This window comes from Actinomadura sp. NPDC000600 (assembly GCF_040492135.1).
Classification (GTDB): domain Bacteria; phylum Actinomycetota; class Actinomycetes; order Streptosporangiales; family Streptosporangiaceae; genus Spirillospora.
Map to the genome: position 1 here is coordinate 188,566 of NZ_JBEUPD010000011.1, position 16,045 is coordinate 204,610.

The 16,045-nt window shown below is 71.3% G+C and carries 16 protein-coding genes; 10 read left to right on the forward strand and 6 right to left on the reverse strand.

Annotation, left to right across the window (positions count from 1 at the left end; all coding sequences use genetic code 11):
• On the reverse strand, positions 1–190 hold a 190-nt coding region (locus tag ABWI07_RS18565), incomplete at its 3' end, for a hypothetical protein (protein WP_353819248.1).
• Between ABWI07_RS18565 and ABWI07_RS18570 the strand changes: the two genes are divergently transcribed.
• The 9 genes from ABWI07_RS18570 to ABWI07_RS18610 are packed head-to-tail and all read left to right on the forward strand — an operon-like array spanning position 185 to position 12,099.
• Positions 185–5,242, forward strand: a complete 5,058-nt coding sequence (locus ABWI07_RS18570; RefSeq protein WP_502912836.1) for a DUF8616 domain-containing protein — start codon at positions 185–187, stop codon at positions 5,240–5,242. The genes ABWI07_RS18565 and ABWI07_RS18570 overlap by 6 nt on opposite strands.
• 34 nt (positions 5,243–5,276) lie before the next feature.
• Positions 5,277–6,131, forward strand: a complete 855-nt coding sequence (locus ABWI07_RS18575; RefSeq protein WP_149263089.1) for a hypothetical protein — start codon at positions 5,277–5,279, stop codon at positions 6,129–6,131.
• 9 nt (positions 6,132–6,140) lie between these two features.
• Positions 6,141–6,557, forward strand: a complete 417-nt coding sequence (locus ABWI07_RS18580) for a hypothetical protein (protein ID WP_149263090.1) — start codon at positions 6,141–6,143, stop codon at positions 6,555–6,557.
• Complete coding sequence (locus ABWI07_RS18585; RefSeq protein ID WP_353819250.1) at positions 6,558–7,538, forward strand: hypothetical protein; 981 nt, start codon at positions 6,558–6,560, stop codon at positions 7,536–7,538. It abuts the gene before it with no gap.
• Between the two features lie 39 nt (positions 7,539–7,577).
• A complete protein-coding gene (locus tag ABWI07_RS18590; RefSeq protein WP_353819251.1) occupies positions 7,578–9,035 on the forward strand; it encodes a glycohydrolase toxin TNT-related protein in 1,458 nt (485 codons plus the stop codon).
• A gap of 2 nt (positions 9,036–9,037) precedes the next feature.
• Positions 9,038–9,541: a hypothetical protein gene (locus ABWI07_RS18595; protein WP_353819252.1), complete on the forward strand. Its 504-nt coding sequence runs from the start codon at positions 9,038–9,040 to the stop codon at positions 9,539–9,541.
• A gap of 32 nt (positions 9,542–9,573) precedes the next feature.
• Positions 9,574–10,059, forward strand: coding sequence for a hypothetical protein (locus ABWI07_RS18600; RefSeq protein ID WP_353819253.1), 486 nt, complete (start codon positions 9,574–9,576; stop codon positions 10,057–10,059).
• A gap of 28 nt (positions 10,060–10,087) precedes the next feature.
• Entirely contained in the window at positions 10,088–10,900 is an 813-nt protein-coding gene (locus tag ABWI07_RS18605; protein ID WP_149263095.1) for a hypothetical protein, read from the forward strand.
• Positions 10,897–12,099, forward strand: coding sequence for a hypothetical protein (locus ABWI07_RS18610; protein ID WP_353819254.1), 1,203 nt, complete (start codon positions 10,897–10,899; stop codon positions 12,097–12,099). The genes ABWI07_RS18605 and ABWI07_RS18610 overlap by 4 nt, the downstream gene beginning before the upstream one ends.
• 129 nt (positions 12,100–12,228) lie before the next feature.
• On the opposite strand, the gene ABWI07_RS18615 is transcribed toward ABWI07_RS18610, so the two are convergent.
• Genes ABWI07_RS18615 through ABWI07_RS18630 form a run of 4 tightly spaced genes read right to left on the reverse strand, consistent with a single transcriptional unit; the run spans position 12,229 to position 14,137 of the window.
• Entirely contained in the window at positions 12,229–12,513 is a 285-nt protein-coding gene (locus ABWI07_RS18615; protein ID WP_149263097.1) for a hypothetical protein, read from the reverse strand.
• A 14-nt stretch (positions 12,514–12,527) separates the two neighbouring features.
• Entirely contained in the window at positions 12,528–13,358 is an 831-nt protein-coding gene (locus ABWI07_RS18620) for a hypothetical protein (RefSeq protein ID WP_149263098.1), read from the reverse strand.
• A gap of 12 nt (positions 13,359–13,370) precedes the next feature.
• Positions 13,371–13,688, reverse strand: a complete 318-nt coding sequence (locus tag ABWI07_RS18625; RefSeq protein ID WP_353819255.1) for a DUF6317 family protein — start codon at positions 13,686–13,688, stop codon at positions 13,371–13,373.
• Positions 13,685–14,137: an SAV_915 family protein gene (locus ABWI07_RS18630; RefSeq protein ID WP_149263100.1), complete on the reverse strand. Its 453-nt coding sequence runs from the start codon at positions 14,135–14,137 to the stop codon at positions 13,685–13,687. The genes ABWI07_RS18625 and ABWI07_RS18630 overlap by 4 nt, the downstream gene beginning before the upstream one ends.
• Before the next feature lie 512 nt (positions 14,138–14,649).
• Here ABWI07_RS18630 and ABWI07_RS18635 point away from each other — a divergent pair.
• Positions 14,650–15,324 carry a hypothetical protein gene (locus ABWI07_RS18635; RefSeq protein ID WP_353819256.1) on the forward strand — a complete coding sequence of 225 codons (675 nt, stop codon included), beginning with the start codon at positions 14,650–14,652 and terminating at the stop codon, positions 15,322–15,324.
• On the opposite strand, the gene ABWI07_RS18640 is transcribed toward ABWI07_RS18635, so the two are convergent.
• A complete protein-coding gene (locus ABWI07_RS18640; protein ID WP_353819257.1) occupies positions 15,321–16,043 on the reverse strand; it encodes a sulfotransferase family protein in 723 nt (240 codons plus the stop codon). The genes ABWI07_RS18635 and ABWI07_RS18640 overlap by 4 nt on opposite strands.
• Positions 16,044–16,045 lie beyond the last annotated feature (2 nt).

The window sequence follows — 16,045 nt, forward strand, 5'->3', positions numbered from 1 at the left end:
CGGAGGCGAAGGACCCGCCGCGCGGGGAGGCGAGGGAGCCGCTGCGCGTGGGGAGGACGGTGGTGCGGGAGCGCACGATCCGGCGGCGCGGTCGGAGGACGGTGGGCAGCCCCGCGACGAGGACGGGACTCCCGACCACGACGCGGACCCCGGCGAGACGCCGCCCGACGGTCTTCCCGACCACCTGCACGACGTCTTCCGGGGCAGCCAGGAGACGCCCGGCGGGCGTGCCTTCTACGGGCCCGACGAGGCACCCATGCGGGACCTCGCGAGCCGGGTGCCCGCCGACCCGAACCGGTTCATCGTCGACGGGCACGGCGACGCGGACGGGATGCGTGTCGGAGGCCGGCGGCTCAGCGTCGACGACGTCGCCGACCTGATCCGCAACGACCCGAACTGGGACGGCCGCGAGGTCATGCTGCTGTCGTGCGAGACGGGCGACGGCCAGTTCGCCACGCAGCTCGCGCAGCGGCTCGGCGTCCCGGTGACCGCCCCGCACGGACTCGCCTGGTCGGACGCCGACGGCAACGTCTACGCCTCGTCCGGACGCCCCGGCGAGGACGGGCGGACCCGGCCCGACCTCCCGCCGAACGGCGGCTGGCAGACCCACCGCCCGGACGGCGGCACCGCCCCCGCCGGGCGCGACGGATACGCCCCGGGCCACCCGGTGTCCGACGCGGAATCCGCGGCGGTCCGCCCAGGCGCGGGCGACGCCACCCGCGGCTCACCCACGCAGGATCCGTGGAACCCGCCGCAGGTGAACAGGGCCGACACCCAGAACCACTCCCTGAACCCGAAGCAGCACGCCGCGGACGTCGACTATCCGAAGCGGGAAGGCCGCCACCGCATTCTGGCGGTGGACAAGGACGGCCATCCCGTCCTGGACGAGAACGGGCGGCAGATCGTCCGTTCCATCGTCTACACGAACGCCGACGGCCGGGTCACCCACATCACGAACCCGCAGGCGGAGGGCGAACCGGGCGCGCTGCGGAACCCTAACGAGAACATCGACCTGACGCGGCCGAGGCCCGGCGTCGTCCACCAGATCGACTTCGGGCAAGGCGATCCGCACGTCTTCGTCGGCACCGACGACAACGTGTCACCAGCCGCCGCCCCCTTCGACCCGCCGACCCACACGGCCGACGGCGAACCGCTCAACGAGGTCACCGAGACCGGGCACGACCCGTCGAGCGGGCCCTACAGCGCGCGGCAGCCGCTGGCCGAGAACTCCAGGATCGCGGTCTACGACAACCAGAACCGCCTGCACGGCATCTTCTGGACGGACGGCGACGGCAACATCACCCACGTCCGGACGTGGTACGGCGACCAGAACGGCGTCGCCCACTACAACGGCGAACTCGGCCTGCTCTCGCATCAGGACGACGGGGTCCCGCTTCCCAACGTCAACTACATGGTCGAGCCGCGCACCCGTTTCTCGGTCCTGGACCCGGCGGATTTCGACCCGATAGACGCCGTCCGCCGCGGTGACCTCGGTGCCCAGCACGAGCCCGACCAAGGGGTCCCCGACCCCGCGGAACCGGAAACGCTCGATCCGGACCACCAGGTACCGCCAGGCACGTTCCTGTTCCACACCGACGACAACGGCCAGACCGACATGGCCTCCGGCCGCCCCGACTACGACGCGGGCGGCGGCGTCCGCTACGGGGCACAGAGGCATGTCGGGCACATGGGGAACGACGAGTACCCCGGTACCCGGTTCAACGGCGGCCACATCTTCGGCCACCAAGGGCAGGGTCCGAGGGAGCGCATCAACTACTTCCCGCAGTGGGAGGTGGAGAACCAGGGCAAGAACGCCTACCAGGTCACCCGTCCGGAGAGCTGGTACGGGCTGGAGGAACACCTGGCGCAACTCGCCCGGGACACCGGCAACAACATCACGGTCGACCGGTTCGAGTTCTTCGCCGAGCCCAACCGCAGCACCGATGGCGACCTCGCATACACCCCGCAGGTGATTCACGCGCGGTGGTCGCAGACCGATTTCAACGAGATCCCTCCGGTTACGACGGTCCATTACCGGACGTTCTACAACCTTCCACCGAACCAGTTCGGCACGCCGCCCACGATCCCCCACAACTCGGACGGCACTCCGAAGGGCCCGGCGCGGCCGTTCGGCTGGGCGGAACCAGAGGCCAGGTCGCCGGAGCCCCCGCATCCGGCCTCGCGCTCCACGGAACCACCGCCGCAGAACGGCACTGCAACGCACGGCGACACGCCTCCGCCCATCGACCCGGCGGCCCGTTCCGCGGAGCCGACGCCGCAGGACGGGCCGGAGCGCGGACACGGCGACTCGGACGGACCCGCGCCGGAGCACCGGGCGTCCGACGAGGTGATGCGCCAGGTCCACGACGATCCGCGCGTCCGGGAGATGCTGGACCGGGCCGGGGAGCCACTGGGCGAGCAGTTGCGCACGCAGTTGCAGGACGCGCTTCCGAACCACCCCGAGCTGGCCCGCATCGTCGCGGGACACGGCCTGAACGACTTGGAGACGTCCCTCCGCGAGTCGCTTCTCGAACGCCCGAAGACGCTGAACAGCGTGCTGAGCCACCCCGAGGCCGTGCGGATCCTCGAAGGGGCCGTGCACGACGTCAACGAGCGCGGCGCGGACGCCATCCTCGGCGGGGAGAGGGCGAAGGCGCAGCCGACGCCTCTCACGCCCGAGCAGGAGCAGGTCAGCCGGCGACTGGCCGACTCCGTGGTGCAAGCGCGGCGGCCGGGCGAGGACGCCGTTCCGCACGTGGCACCGGACCAGCCCGGTTTCGACCCGTCGAGGGTCGATCCCGAGGCCGGGCGCGACGACCCGTACATCAACGCCTACCTGGACGGCCTGTACCACGCCAAGCACGAGTCGGAGGCTCTGCTGCACGCGCTCGTCCACGACCCGGAACTCGGGGAGATGGGCGCCGACCCGAAGCTGCGCCCCGGCGACAAGGACCGGACCCGAGCTCTCGACAAGATCATGGGCGACTACGTCGGGGACGCGAGCCGGCTGAACGACCTGCTCGGTGCCCGCATCCAGTTCCGTTCCGTGGACGGGCTCTACCGGGCGCTCGGCGACATCGAACGGATCGCCGGAAAGCACGGCGTGGAGATCGTGTCCGTCAAGGACCGGATGCAGAGCCCGGTGCCGAGCGGCTACCGCGACGTCCAACTGACGATCCGCATGCCGAACGGGCACATCGGTGAGCTGCGGCTGCACCTGCGGTCGATCGACGACGTCGCCTCGTACGAGCACTCCCTGTACGAGGTGCGCCGGGACCTGCCGAACGTCGCGGAGGCCCAGAACCGCACCGTCACCCCGGAGGAACTCGCGCTCGACGAGGCGATCAAGCAGCGGGTGATCGGCCGCTTCCAGGAGGCTGTGGACGAGGCGCTCCACGGCCCGCCACCGCATTCCCGGACCGCGGCCCCGCACGACGCGGCTTCCTCCGAGCCGCCTCCGCACGACGCGCCTTCAGGAGACGGCCGGGCCGCCCGTCCCGAGACCGTGCCGAGGCCCGAGGTCGCCGCGAAGTACGGCTGGTACTCCGAGCCCGCGCCCGAGGCCCCCGCGCCCTCGCGCGGAACGCCCCCCGAGAGCGGCACGGACGGCGTCCGGCCGCCGCACTCGGTGGATCCCCCGCACGACGGCAACGGCAACGACCCCGCCGACAGGGACACGGCCGACGAGGGCACCTCCGGCAAGGACCAAGACACGGCGGACACCGCCGACGACCCGGTGCCCGCCGACCTCCCCGAGCACCTGCACGACCTCTACCGGGACAGCGAGAGCACCCCGGCCGGACGGTCGTTCTTCGGCCCGGACGAGCCCGCCATGCGCGACCTCGCGCGGCGCGTCGAGCCCGACCCGGACACGTTCGTCGTCGACGGCCACGGCGACCGGGACGGGGTGCTGGTCAACGGGCGGCGGCTGAGCGTCGACGACATGGCCGCGCTGATCCGCACCGACCCGAACTGGAACGGCCGCCAGGTCATGCTGCTGTCCTGCCGGACGGGCGAGGGCGACTTCGCCGCCCGGCTCGCGCAACAGCTCGGCGTCCCGGTGGTGGCCCCGCGCGGGCTCGCCTGGTCGGACTCGGACGGCAACGTCTTCGCCTCGTCCGGACGCCCCGGACCGGACGGGCAGCAGCGTCCCACCTGGCCGCCGGACGGCGGCTGGGACGTGCACCGCCCCGACGGCACCGTCCTCGCCGGGGACGGCGGCCACCCGCCCGGCCATCCCGGCGACGCCGGCCACCGCGAGCACGGCGGCGAGCCGCAGGACGCCGAGGCGCGCGGGCTGCGCGACTGGCTCCGGCCGGAGGGCCGGACCGATCCCGACGGGGTCCACCGGTTCGACACCGACCGGCAGGGCGAGCGGTACGGCGAGAACCGGCTCGGGCACGTGTTCCGCAACCTGCCCGACCATCTGCGGCGCGCAGCGTGGTGGTACACGCGGCAGTCCATGCCGAACCGGTTCCTGCGTCCGGGCGGACCGGACGTCGGCGCCCACCTGAACCGCCTCGCGTGGTCGGAGTGGTCGGCGAACCAGCTGCACCACCTGAACGGCGGGCGGATGCCGACCCGGCTGGAGGAGATCGTCCGGCTGCGGAGCCGCACGGACCTCGACCCGCACCAGCGGCAACTCGTCGACCGGCTCCTCGCGCCGCCGCTGACGTCGGTGACGGCGCGCCTCGAACAGCTGCGGGCCGACCACCAGGAGCGCCACTGGCTGCGCCAGTACCTCGGCGAGGAGCCGACGGAGCAGGCGTTCTGGCGGCGCATCGCCGAGATCGACCAGGCGCTGAACCAGCCGCTGCCCGAGCCCGTCCAGGCCGTGCGCGGGCTGGCGGACCTGAACTTCCTGCTGGGACGGGACGGCCTGCCGCTCTCCGGGCGGGACCCGGTCGCCAACCTGGTCGGCACGGTGCAGACCGACGGCGCCCCCATGTCCACCTCGTTCGGACGCAATCCCGCCGAGGTGGACGGGCAGTCGTTCGGCAACCGCGTCCACCTGGTGCTGCCGCCCGGGAGCCGCGGTCTGTGGATGGGCTCCAGCAGCGCCTTCCCCGACCAGCGCGAGCTGATCCTGCCGCGGGGCACCCGCTACCAGATCACCAGTGTCGTGCACACCGGCTTTGAGACGGTCACGCTCCGCGACGGAACCGTGCAGCGCAGGCCCACCTACGATATAGAGGCCGTGGTCATCCCTCCGGGACCGCCTACGCCCAGGTCAGGGTCATGATGGACGGACGTCGACGTGAAAGGTGCGCGCTGAGATGAGTGACCTGCCTCCCCCGTGGGACCCAGGCGCTCCCCCGCCGCCGCCCGGGTCACCGCCGCCCTTCCCCGACACCGGCCTGCTGCCGGCGTCGGCCTCGTCGTACGCGCACTGGACGCGGGAACCGCTGATCTATTACTGGGTGCGGCTGCGCGGCAGGCTGATCGGCTGCCTGTGGGGGTCGGTCCGGCACCAGGCGGCCGGGTTCCTGCTCGTCCCCGACGTGTCGGAGCAGGAGATGTTCGCCGCCGACTTCTGGGAGGACCGGCTCGCCGAGGCGTACGCGGCGGACGTGCCCGCCGCCGAGGCCGTCCGGCGCTGGAAGGGCGCCCCGGAGGACCCGGTGGGCGGCGGCATCCCGGCAGGCGAGGCGGAGCAGCAGGCTCCCGACCTGCGGGCCCTGCACCAGGTCGTCGCGCCCGGCTACCCGGTGCCGGAGGGTCCGTCGGTCCAGGACGGCAGGTTCGAGGACGGCACGCCCGCCGACCGGTCGCAGGGGTTCGGGCCGCTGTTCAGCGCCCTGCCGCCGACCTACCCCGACCAGGCGGCCGGGCCCGTCCGGTACCTGCCCGTCGTGCTCCAGGGGACGGTCGTGGGCTACGTGTGGGCTTCGGCGGACGGCCGGGCCGCCGGCTACCTGGGCCGGGAGCGGGCGGGAACGGCGGGCGAGGTCGCGGCCGGGCTGTGGAGGATGCGGCTGAGCGACGCCTACCAGGACGGCGCCTCCTCCCTGGAGGCGCTGCGGCGGTGCGCGCTCGCTCCCGAGGACAGGCTGTCGGGCGCCGTCGGCCGGGACGTGCCCGAGCAGGAGCTGCCGGGCCTCGACGCGCTGCGCGAACTCGCGCGCCAGTGAGGGGGCGAAATGGCTGAGGAGTATCCGCAGTACTACACCTATGAGCGGAGGCCGGTCGCGTTCGTCAAGGCGCCCGACGGCGGCCTGTTCGTCTGGGCGCTGTCCCCGCGGACCGGCGAGTTCCAGCTCGACAAGTCCTACCTGGACAAGATCTGGTTCGGGACCACCGCGGACATCGACACGCTTTCCCGGGACGAGTTCATCCAGCGGGTCGAGGAGTACCGGGGACGGTATCTGCGCGGTGAAGGCCCCGCGTACGCGCTCTACGAGACCATCAACGGCCTCTTGGACGCGGCCCGTGCCGAGCCCCGCCCCCTCACGCCGGAGGAGAAGGCCCTCGTCCACACGCTGCGCCTCCGCGTCCACGACCTCTTCGAGGCGGAGCTCCGCGCGCAGGGACGGCAAGGGACGCCCGAGGACGCGTGAATGACCCCTGAAACACTCCCAGAGGTCCCGCAGGACGAGCACGAACTCGTCGGGCGGCTCTACCCGGAAAGCGCCTGGACGTTCGTCTGGGCGCGCCGGATATTGCGCGACTTCGCCGGCGACCGGGCCTCGCGTTTCCTGGTGGGGCGTCTCGAACCGGGCTGCTGGTCGGTGCTGCGCGGGGACGGCGTATGGCTGGCCGTCCGCGGCACCGACGGAACGGCGTCCGCGCCCGCTCACACGGCTTCCTTCTCGTCGGCTCAGGACGCGGTCGCCCACGCCGCCGCAGGCTTGATCGTCGACGAGGACGCGGTGATCCACGAGGGTCTCCTGCGGGATCAGGGCATTTTCGACAGTACTTGGGACGAGTCCGCGAAACGCCTCGTCTGCACGCTGAAGGACGAAGGCCGACGGCTCGTGGCGGCGTCTCGTGACGCCGACCGCCCCCGGTACGGGGATTCCGGCGTCACGCTCGACCAGGTCCTCGAGCACCCCCGGGGATATCAGGTGCTCCCCCGCGTGCCGCGCACCGAGGACGGCCTGTTCATCTGGGCGCACGACTTCTTCACGGCGCACGTCCGGTCGCGCCTTCCCGGCGATTTCGGGGCGAGTGCCGGAGAGGACCTTCCGGTGGACACGCTGCTGGACACCTACGCCCCGTTCGACGAGCCGTATCTGTTCACCCTGGACGCGCCTTTCGAGCGGCGCGGGCTCTTCGGGACCGGACGCGACCTCGTGCGCAGGTTCTATCTTGTCCGGCGCCCCATCCGGGTGTATCCGGGCTTCCCGGTCAACGCGACCGCCATTCCCGCGCGGGGCCTGGGCCGCGTCCGGGAGCCGTCGACAGGAGGGCAGGGGTATCTTCTGCCGCGCCCGGTAGCGGCGCTGCTCGAGGCCGGCGACATCGTCCGGCTCGGCGAAGCGGAAGCGACCCGCGTCTACCAGCGGCAGCGCGAGTCGCAGCGCCGGGCGGGCGCGTGAGAACAGCGTCGGCGACGACCGGGAACGGGAGGTGAGAGCATGTTGGACACCGCGGAGCAGGACGCGCGCCTCAACGAGATCGCCGCGCTGCTCGTCCATCTCGCGCCCGGCGGCACGGAATCCATGAAGTTCGCCTATTCCGCCGTGGGCACTTCCTTCGAGCAGGCCGCCGTCCCCTATGGATTCAACCGGACGGAGGCGCTGCTCCCGTTCACCGGCATCTACTCCCTGCTGCGCGACCTCCGATCGCGCATGCATGTGGAAGGCGACGGCACGTGGCTGGAAATGGACCTGAAGGTCGAGCTGCGGCCCGCTTCCTCCTCACTCGCGGACGGCGGGATCCCGCGGTGGGAGGTCAGGTTCAAGAGCGTTGACGAGATCACGTTCATGGACGAGATCCCCCCGGCCGCCGCGGCCGAAGAGCTGCGCATGTTCCCGCAGGAACCCCATCGCGTCCCCGAGTGGATGGCGGAACTGGCGGCCGCGCAGGAGGCGGCGGACCGGTTCGAGCCGGACGGGTTCGCTCCGCAGCCCGAAACCGACCTCGAAGCGGCCCTGCCCGATGGCCTCGACGGATTGTTCGCGGCGGCGCGCGACCGGCTGCTCGACTTCCTCCCCCCGGAGAACGCCGACCGGTTCCTGGTCGGCCGTCTGGCGGAGGGATGCTGGTCGGTCGTCCACCTGGCTCCCGCCTGGCTGGCCGTGCGCATGAAGGACGGCGTGTGCGCCGAGCGGCACGCGTACACCGATCCCGCGGCCGCCGCCGCGGCCGCTGCCGGTGCCGTGATCGCCGAGGCCGGCGTGGAGGTGAACTCCTCGGTCCTGCGGGGCGCCGGCGTCCTGAGCGAGACCACCGCCCCCAGAATGAACATCGACGCCTGGACGCTCGACTCCTCCGCGCGGAACGGGATCAAGCAGATCCGCCGTACGATCGCCGCCGAGCGGCCACGGCCCGCCACCGGCCGAGGACGCCGCTACTTCGCGCTGTTGCCACTGGCGAACAGGCCGGGCGGGTACTTCGTCGTGCATCCCGGCCGCGTCCCCGCGAAGGGCGACTTCGTCAGCACGCACCAGATCTTCGAATGGCACGTCCGGTCATCGCTGCCCAAGGCCAAGGTCCCGCCGCCCGCCCCCGACGAAACGGTGACGCTGGAAGCCGGAACGGAACTGGACACCTACGACGGGGATAACCTCGGCACCCTCTTCACCATCGGCACGCCGTTCGAGAGACGGCAACTGCACGGCTATCCGGAGGACACCCCCTACCGGGTCTACCGGCTCCTGCGGCCGCTTGAGGCGACCGTCTTCGTCCCGGACTCCAGGACCGTCTACCGGCCGGGAGAACGCGGACCGAAGCGGCTGCCCGACGAACGCGGCCGGGCCTACGTCCTCGAACGCTCGATCCGCGGCCACCTCGAGGCCGGTGACATCGTCGAGATCAGCGAGCCCGGGGGCACACCCGTCCCGCTCCGGGACGAATGGGACCTCGGGGAGTAGGAATGGCCAGGAGAGAGCCCGTACGGCTCGCCGCACCCGACGTCCCGCCGCAGGAGCCGCGCCCCTACGACGAGGAGCGCCATGCGCAGCTCCTCGACCGCATGAAGCAGACACTGGTCGCCGTCGCTCCGCAGGGCTGGAAACGCATCGACCTGAAGATCCTCATGCTGGTGGGCGTGTGCGATGCCCAACTGACGGTGGTGCGGAAGAACGGCGGTAGGCCCTTGGTGGAGACCGTGCCGGAACTCGTCGAGACGGCTGCGGAAATACGGTCGCTCATGTACCGGCCCGACCAGGGGACCTGGTTCGGAATGCGGTTCATGATGGACCCGCCGGACGCTTTCTGGGTGAGCTACAACCGCGCGTTCGATCCCTTGTGGGACCCGCCGCTCTCCGCCGCGGAATGGCGACGCGACCTCGACGTCTTCCCCCGCGCGGACGCGCACGTCCCGGAATGGCTCGGTGCGCGGCTGGGAACGCACGGCCCGATGCGGCGGGAGCAATAGACTTGCGCGACGAGGAGAGGAGCAGCGACACGATGAACCAGCCCCCCGCCGAGGCGCCGGTTCCGCCGCAGGAGCCCCGGCCCTACGATCGGCAGCGCTACGAGGAGCTGACGCAGCAACTCGGACGGGCGGTGCTGCAGGTCGCCCCGGCGGGCTGGCGGCGGATCGACCTGAAGATCCTCATGCTGGCCGGCGTCACCGACCTCCGCCTCACCGTCATCATGCCGGACGAGGGCTCCCCCGCCGTCGACCCGCCCCGCGAGTGCGCGCTCGTCGCGGGCGAGCTGCGGTCGATGATGTACCGGCCCGGCGAGGGGACCTGGTTCGGGATGCGGTTCATGATGGACCCGCCGAGCGCCTACTGGGTCAGCTTCAACGGGGACTTCGACCCCTTGTGGGACCCGCCCGTCCCGCCCGAGGCGTGGGCCCGCGACCTCGCGGCGTTCCCCCGCGCGGACGAGCACATCCCCGGCTGGCTGCGAGAGCGGCTCGACCAGGCAGCAGGCGCGGGCCGATGACCCTCGGACGGACGGAAAGAGGTAAGTCGTGAGCGAGAACGGGCCGCTGAACCCCGTCGAGCAGAACGACCTGCTCCAGCAGATCACCCTGCTGCTGACGCACACCCTGCCCCCGGGGTGGGGGGAATGCACGGTCGTGCACCGCTCGCTCGGGTCGCACACCGAGACCCTGGGGCAGCTCCGCATGGTCACCGGGCCCGGGCTGCCCAGCCCGTTCGACGTGCCCGCCGCGCTCGGCGAGCTGTTCGAGCGGCTGCGCGCCGGCATGTACGCCCCCGGCCTCGGCACCTGGTTCTCCGCCACCTTCAAGCTGACGTTCCCGTTCACCTATGACGTCCGCTACGACCGCGAGGGCGAGCCGCGCTGGCAGAGCCCGCCGCCTCCGGACGCGTCGGACGACGAACGCCGCAGGTTCCCGCGCGACTCCGAGCACACCCCCGCCTGGCTGAGCACCCCGCAGGCGCAAGGCATGCGCATCGCCAAGCCCTTCGACGGCACGGCCCCCGACGGGCGGCCCGAGGCGCGGCGGCCCGACGTCCCCGGCGCGGAGCGCGACGCGATGGTCCGCTACCTGGAGCAGGCCCCGATCGTGCTGGCGGCGCGCAGCTACGACAGCGACGCCCTCGACCCGGACCACGCGCGGAACGTCCCGCTGACCTTCCACACCGACGGCACGTGGATCTGGCCCGGCGCCGTCGGCTACTACCTGCGCGCCCACGGCGTCCCTCCCGAGCCCGAGCTCGCAGCCCACATCCGGCAGACCGGGTTCCGGGTGCCGGACGTCGCCGACGACGTCCGCTCCGCCGCGGTCGCGACCATCACCGGCTCGGAGTCGTCATGAACCTCCCCCCGCCGAACGGCCCGCAGGGCTTCCCCCAGGCGCCGCGGATCGCGGAGTCGAGCGAGTCGTACTCCTACACGACCCGCACGCCGATCGTGTACCTCCCCGTGATGCTGAACGGCCTCCACGTCGGGTACCTGTGGGCGGGCATGGACGACAGGTCCGCCGGCTTCATCCGCCGCAACCAGTACGTGCAGGAGGCGTTCGGAGCGCCCGCCGTGTGGTCGGAGCGGCTCCGGGAGTCCTACACGCGGGGGCTGCCGTCCCGCGAGGCGATCCGGCAGTGGATCGGCCGCCCCGAGGACCCGCGCGGCGGCGGCGTCCCCGCCGATGCCCGCGAGGAGACCGCGGACGGCAGGCAGGCCCTGGCCGAACTGGCCAACCCCGGCGCCGAACGCTCCCCGTGGGAGTCCCTCAGCCACGGCGAGTTCCCCGACGGCACCCCGATGGACCGGTCGGAGGGCTGGGGGCCGCTGCACTTCGAGCTGCCGCCGAGCTACGACCTGACCACCGACGGGCCCGTCCGGTACCTGCCGGTCGTGCAGGACGGCGTCGTCCTCGGCTACCTCTGGCAGGGCGGCACCGCGGCCCTCTTCCTGCCCCGCGCCGACGCGGCCGCCCTCGGCAGCGACGCCGCCGGCGTCTGGATCCAGCGGCTCCGCGACCTGCACGCCCGGAACGTCCCCGCGTCCGAGGTCCTCTCCCACTGCCGCACCATGCCCGCCGACCCCGTCGCGGGCGCCGTCCCCCCGGACGCGGCCGTGCAGGACTCGCCCTCCCTGGCCGCCCTCCGCGACCGCGCGGACGCGTACGAGCAGTCGCTGCGCCTGGCCAACAACCCGGTCCCGGGCGACCCGGAGACCATGAAGCGCCCCGCCCTCGACCCGGCCGAACGCGACGCGGTCCTGCGCTACCTGCGCGAGGCCCCGGTCGTCTACGACAGCGGACGCCTCTTCTCCGACGCCTTCGACCCGGCGCGCCCGTCCACCGTCCCCGACACCTACCAGACGGACGGCACCTGGATCTGGCTGGGCGGAGTCCCCCACCACCTGGAGCACCACGGCATCCCGCCCGAGCCCGACCTCCTGCACCACATCCGGGCCGCGAACGCCCAACTCCCCCCCGAAGACCCCGCCACCCGCGAACGAGCAAAACGCACCCTCCGCTGGCACCGCCTCCTCGTCCCACCCCCCATGTGACCCCCCGCAGGATCGACCGGGCGCCGCGAATACGCTGACAGGCCGCAGCCCCACTGCGGCTGAACGCAGGCCGGACCTATCGTGCGCGAGCCGCCCTCGACGACCGCAGGGAGTGACGGACGGGTCACATCAGTCGAACGGGTCCTTTCTGATCTGGCGCACCGAATTGATCAGGACGAGGGCCCCGGCACCGAATCCGAGGCACGCCGACCCCAGCATCACCACTCCCCCGACCGCATCGGACCTGGCCAGCGCGAACGTGATCAGGAACACTCCCATAAAGAAGTTCGCGACGACGACGTACTGCATGCCTTCCAGTCCCGTGCCTCGCCGAACCCGCAGCAGGCAGTTGGCTGACGAGAACAGGCTGAGCACGATGAGCCCCGCACCGACCAGCAGCTCGAAATGCTTCATTCGTCTCAACTCTGCTAGAAGAGGTCCTCTATACCGCCCCATATGCCGCCACCGCTGGAACCGATCAGGCCCCCGATGGCGGCACCCGTGCCTATCCCGGGAGGCCCCCCCACCACGCCGATGACGCCGCCGACGAAGGCCCCGACCGTACCTCCCACCCCCAACCCCGTCAGCGTTTTGCTCCCGGTCACCTGATCGAACAACGACTTCTCGCCGGGCACCTGCTCCCTGAGACCATCCTCGATCTTGGAGATGGTCTTCTGCAGCTCGCGGGGGACGTACTGGTTGTGCTCGAGGTCGTCCAGCGCCTTGACCGCCGACCAACCTCCCGCTTTACCCGAGTACAGCGCGATGAGTTTCTCGGCCGCTTCCTTCTGCGCCTTCTGGGAGAGCTTGTCGGCCTCCCGGCCGGCCTTGGCCTGCTCGGATCGCAGCGCGGCCTGCGCCACCCCCGGGTCACCGCCGAAGTTGGTCAGGCCGACGGTCCGCGCCAGTTCGTCCACTCTTTCCACAAGCTTCTTCTGGATCCAGGCCAACGCGACCGCCAGGTCCGCGATGACATCGCCTACACCATCCTCGAAGGTGGAGAGTTTCTGGGCGAACTGCGTGTCCTTCTCCCACGCCTCATTGAAGCTCTTGGCCGCGTCTCCCCGCCACCCCGCGTCCTTCGTCACGCGGTGAACCGACTTGTTGACGTCGGAAACGATCCGCTCGTCCGCGGACACGTACTTGTGCAGGGTGTTGGCCAGTCCCGCCAGGCCAACGAAGTCCACGCCTATGTTCCACTGCCCGCCGATCGTGTTGTACGGCAGAGCGACAGGGGAGTCTCCGTCCTTGGGAGCCATCTGAAAGGTCTCCTACTGAATCGCGTCGGGGTTGGCGAGCGCCTGCGCCAAGCGTTCGATCAGATCCCGGTTCTTCAATTCAGACGCCAAGTAGACGTCATGCGCGCGGCGCAACTTCACCGAGTGCGCCTCCATGGACGCGGCAACGGCATCATGCATGGCGCCGATCGCCTGCAAGACCTTCGGCAGCACCAGTTGGAGGGTCGGCTCGTTGACGTGCGGAGCCGGAGGGCCCGCCTTGGGGACGATGTCGCCGAACTCCTTGCCGTGCACATGAAAGGCCTTCGATGCCGCCAGCAGGTCCTTGAAGACCACCTGCACCTCGGTCATGACGATCTCCCCAGCTCTCGTCTGATCAGGGCCTCATGCTCGGCAGCCTCGCGGGCGGTCCACCGCTCCGCATCCGGATCCACGGTCGGATCGACGGCCAGAAAGCGCGCACCCATGAGGTCGACCAAGGTCTCAAGTCTGATCGTCACCCAGGGTTGGACGGCGCCGAGCTGCTCCACGAGCTTCTGCTCGCTGGAGAAGACGGGCAAAGCCGAACGCCCGGGTTCGAGCTCCCGGGTCTCGTAGCCGATGACGACCTCGCCGTCGCGGACCAGCGGATGAGCCGGTACGTACATCGACTGGGATGCATCGAGCGCCGAGGAAGCCCCCTGGACGGCCTCACCGCCACTGGCAGACGGCAGACCTGCTTTCGGCTGACATCTTCCCGCATATGGCGTATTAGTATTGAGTAATTTCTCGATGGAATCAACGTCTTTCTCATTTGCCATAATCTTCCTGTCATCACGATTGATATCACTTGGCGCACGATTTGCCCATTAGCTCGTTGGGGAGAATAACAGCTTCATTGACCCGTGTCACCAAGTACGTGAACATCGGCTTGCCCCGACGCCGGCGGCCGGTTCGATGTTCGGCCTGTCCGAAGCTGCCCGGCGACAGCTCACCGTTCGGGCGGCCGCCGGTTCGGGCTTGAACGCCGCAGGAGGGGAACGGGCTCGGCGTTCACGGAGATCGTCTCCGCTGATCAGTTGTGCCTGCGCCGGGGGTGGGGGGAAGGTGTTAGCCTCGCGGCGGAGTGTCGGCGTCGGGTTGGGGGCTCGCAACCTTGTCGGATGGGGGGCGTCCGGAGTTCTTGGCTCCGGACCAGCAGCTGGACGGGTCTGACCGGCTGGGCGAAGAGGCGCGCGTCGAGGTTCCGGAGTCGGTCGAGGTTTCAGAACCGGCCGTCGGGGGGCCTGAGGCGCATGTCGCCGCGCCGCATCGGTGGTGGGCGAGTCGGTGGGTGTTGGGGGCCGGTGCGCTGGTCCTGGTCGCCGCCGCCGGGGGCGTCTGGGCCGTGAGCGGGTCTTCGGGCGAGTCGGGGCCTGCTCGGTTCACGTCCATGCCCGAGCCGTGCTCGCTGGTGCCCGGGGAGACGCTCGAACGGTACGTGCCCATGTCCGACCCGCCCGTCCCCAGCAAGGCGAGGAACTCGCCGGACGAGCGGTACGAGGCGTGCGAGTGGGCGGAGCCGGTGGGGGCCAAGGGCGTCAGCACGTCCCGGCGGCTGAACGTCTCGGTGCGGCTGCATCTGGACGGGCTCGCGGCGGCGAAGTCCGAGTACGGCGCGGCGTGGGACGGGGCCCGGTCCATGGCGGGCACGGCGAAGGGCGCGCCCGGTTCCCTGCACGCCGAGGCCCCCGCCGCGATCGGCATCGGCGACCAGGCGTTCACGCAGCATCTGACGCTCACCGGGCCGCTCGGCCGGTCCGGTTCCGTCGCCGCGACGGTGCGCCTGCGCAACGCGGTCATCAGCGTCCGGTTCCGGGGGACGACGTCGCCGCTCGCCGTGGACGGCTCCCCCAAGATCGGCAAGGCCGTGCCGCTGGACGAGGCGGCCGCGCGGGCGGGCGCCGAGGCGGCCGCCCGGGAGATCGCGAAGACGCTCGCGGCGTGCGAGGACTGCCTGAGCCGCTAGTCCGGCGGGTAGCCCCAGGCGACGCAGACGTCCTTCAGCTGCGGCGGCGGAGGGCCGGGGACCAGCAGATCCGACTGGATCCGACCGGACTTGATCTTCTCCATCCAGTCGCCGAGCCCGGGGACGAAGGTGTCCGTGCCCGCCTTCCCGTAGTCGAGCATCTCCTCCTCCCACTCGACGCCGAGGAAGTCGCAGAGGCCCCGGACGGTCCCAGCCGGGTCGCCGACCAGGTCCTCGTACCGGACGGTCGGGCCCGGCAGCTCCGTGCGGGCGGCCTCGACCGCCTCGCAGTACCGGACGATGTCGGCGACCAGGTCGTCGCGGGAGTAGTACGGCCGGGCGTTGCGCCAGGACCGCAGGATCGCGGCCGGGTGGCGGATCAGGAAGACGAACCGGGCGTCGGGCCAGCAGGCCGCGATCTCGTCGCGGATGAAGACGTCGTTGGGCGACTTGTTGACCAGGTGCCGCTTGCCGCTGCGCGCGAGCTCCTCGGCGAGGACCGCGTCCCAGAGCAGGAAGCGCAGCTCGCGTTCGGTGTGCCCGAGCCGCTCCATCGAGGCGGCGACCTGGCGGGACTCGAAGCCCACCGTGATGTCGCCGAGGTGCGTCTCGTGCGGGGCGTGCAGTTCGGAATGCGCGCCGAGGACGGCGCGCAGCAGCGTCGAACCCGTCCGCACCGACGAGAGGATGAACGTCGGCGCGGTCAGCCTCCGGCGCATCC